Annotated in this window: 3 protein-coding genes; 2 read left to right on the top strand and 1 reads right to left on the bottom strand. The window is 57.5% G+C overall.

All coding sequences use genetic code 11. The features are described 5' to 3' along the window. Nucleotides 1-724, top strand: a 724-nt coding sequence (locus tag ABX962_RS34565; protein WP_372726208.1) for a DUF1552 domain-containing protein, incomplete at its 5' end; no start/stop codon positions are given. A gap of 154 nt (nt 725-878) precedes the next feature. Here ABX962_RS34565 and ABX962_RS34560 read toward each other — a convergent pair. After that, on the bottom strand, nt 879-1640 hold the full coding sequence (locus tag ABX962_RS34560; RefSeq protein ID WP_372726207.1) for a hypothetical protein: 762 nt from the start codon (nt 1638-1640) through the stop codon (nt 879-881). A 117-nt stretch (nt 1641-1757) separates the two neighbouring features. Here ABX962_RS34560 and ABX962_RS34555 point away from each other — a divergent pair, with 117 nt between their 5' ends. Further along, entirely contained in the window at nt 1758-2423 is a 666-nt protein-coding gene (locus ABX962_RS34555) for a phosphoribosylanthranilate isomerase (protein WP_372726206.1), read from the top strand. Nucleotides 2424-2518 lie beyond the last annotated feature (95 nt).

Genomic DNA, 2518 nt, shown 5'->3' with positions numbered 1-2518 from the left:
GCTTGACGATTTGAGCGAAGATTTCCGCCGAGTGGAAAAGATGATCAGCAGCGAAGATCGGCGGATCCTCGAAGAACACGTCGCGATGGTTCGCTCGGTGGAAAAGGAACTGCAAACCGAACTCGAGCAATCAAAAAAGAACGCCGACGTCGGTCATGCCATTCCCGATATGCCTGCCAATGTCGAGACCGAAAACGACAACATGCCACAAATTGCCAAAATGCAAATCGAACTGCTGGTCAACAGCTTTGCAGCCGATTTTGCTCGCGTGGCGACCTATCAAATCACCAACAGCGTCGGCAATGCGAGGATGCGTTGGTTGGGCATCGACGAAGGCCATCACGGCTTGTCGCACGAACCGGACAAGAACGAAACCGCTTACGAAAAGCTGATCAAAATCAACACTTGGTACGCCGAACAAGTCGCCTTCCTCGCCAAACGATTGGCGGAAACCCCCGAGCCGGATGGCAGTGGTTCGCTGCTGGACAATACGACCATCGTGTGGACCAACGAACTGGGCAAAGGCAATTCGCACACACGCGATAACATCCCGTTTGTGATGGTCGGCGGTGGACTCGGGTTTGATACCGGCCGAGCACTGAAGTTTGACCGTGTGCCTCACAACCGTTTGCTGATGAGCATAGCTGAAGCGATGGGTCACCCCGCCGAAAGCTTTGGCAACCCCGATTATTGTGGCGATGGCAGCTTGACGGGATTGGTCTAGCAGCGTGCTTAGAGCACGCGTGGGCTAAACAACGATTCATGCCAATCGATCGATGACAAGACCATGGAAAAGCGTCAATTTCCTCTTTTCCAATTCGTCACCCCAAAGCGGAGTGACACCGTCTCGACGCGGCAGTCTCGACGCAACACAGAACCTACGCGATGCAGACGAGCATCGCCGCCATCACCAACGCGGCAAAGCAGATCTGTCTTGTTCGCACCAGGATCGGCTGGGTGACCGTAAACCAGTTCGCATCCACGCCAATCGGAAGCGATTGACTTGCATCCACAGCGTCACCGGCCTCGGATCGACTTGCCCACATCACGGGCGAGATGGGACGCGTGGGGAATGCCACACACCAAGCGGCAAACAAGAGCGATACGATCGTGGTGACCAGGAAGGCAAAAACAACCGACTGCGATCGAAACGGCGTCTCGCCAGCCAGTCTCGCGGAATGTCCCGAATTCACCGGCAGAGCCGGCGCCGAAGAGAGACTTTGCAACGGTGGGTCAGTTGCGGCTGGTTCAGTGGCATCCTCCGCCGCCGTGGTGACGAAGGAGGTCTGTGCAATCTCGTTTGCATCGTCTGACTTGCTTGGGATGTCCGCGGCGGCATTTCCCGCCTCTGGCGATACCTTGGCTTGCGACTGCGTTGCATAGAACTGAGTGACTTCGGATTGCCAGCGAGCGACAGCCTCGTCGGCCGAGACCGGGGTGATGGCAGCAGGAACCGATTTGCCAGCAACCGGTTTGCCAGCAACTTGCATGGCGACAGGGAGCGTCGAGTTGGCGAACGATTCTGTTTTCGCGGCGACGGGCAGCCAGACCGGCAGCCAATGAATCGCAAGGACAAACGAGGAAATCGCTACCAACACCAGATCGCGGCCTGCGACACGCCGAAGCGTCGTTCTCTGCATTCCCATCTCCAAAGCGTGTCGCCAACCTTCCAAAACGAACGAGTTGCGGTGTAGTATCTATCGGTCAGTCGACCTGGGCTGGCCCAGTCATTTGTTCCGGATCGATGTTGGCTTTCTGTGTTTCACATAAAAATTTGCGGAATTCGTCTCAAGGCGGACATCGATGCGGTCTCGCAAGCAGGGGGCGACGCGGTGGGGCTGAATTTCTTTCCCCCCAGCGTCCGCTACCTCGATCCCGCGTCATCCACCACGAGCGAACTTTCCGCATACGCGGGCCGATGCGGGCTGTACCGAGTCGGTGTATTCGTCAACAAACCGGCGGACCTGATTCGGGAGGTGATCGACACGGTAGGCCTCGATGCGATCCAGCTGCATGGTGACGAATTGGTTACCGATATCGCTGGCTGGGTCGAACTAGGGCTACCGCTGATACGAGCGGTGAAAATTCCTGGGCACAAATTGACCGCACGTGAGATCGAGGATCGCGTCCGTCCTTGGACCGAAGCGGGTTGCCACGTATTGCTGGATGCGGACGCGGGATCGGCTCACGGAGGGATGGGTCGATCGCTGGACTGGGACAGTCTTCGCGACTGGTCCGAGCAATTCGCCCCCGTCCGCTGGGTTTTAGCGGGTGGTTTGCAGCCCGAAAACGTGGCGGAGGCGATCCGAGTCTCGGGCGCTCGCCGCGTTGACGTCGCCAGCGGAGTCGAGTCGCCGCGGGGCCAAAAATCGGCCTTGCGGATTACTCAGTTCTGCGAGCGGGCGAGAAATGCTTGGGGCTGATTTGCCCTGCACGATTTGAAACCCCCACTTTGCCCCGTGCGAAAACCAGACTTTATGTTTATCATGCGGGCTTGCGTGCGGTTTACATCACCCGT

The sequence above is a fragment of the Novipirellula sp. genome, from assembly GCF_041583735.1.
Lineage (GTDB): Bacteria > Planctomycetota > Planctomycetia > Pirellulales > Pirellulaceae > Novipirellula.
The sequence above is the reverse complement of the archived record's forward strand: the minus strand, read 5'-3'. Positions and strand labels throughout refer to the sequence as shown.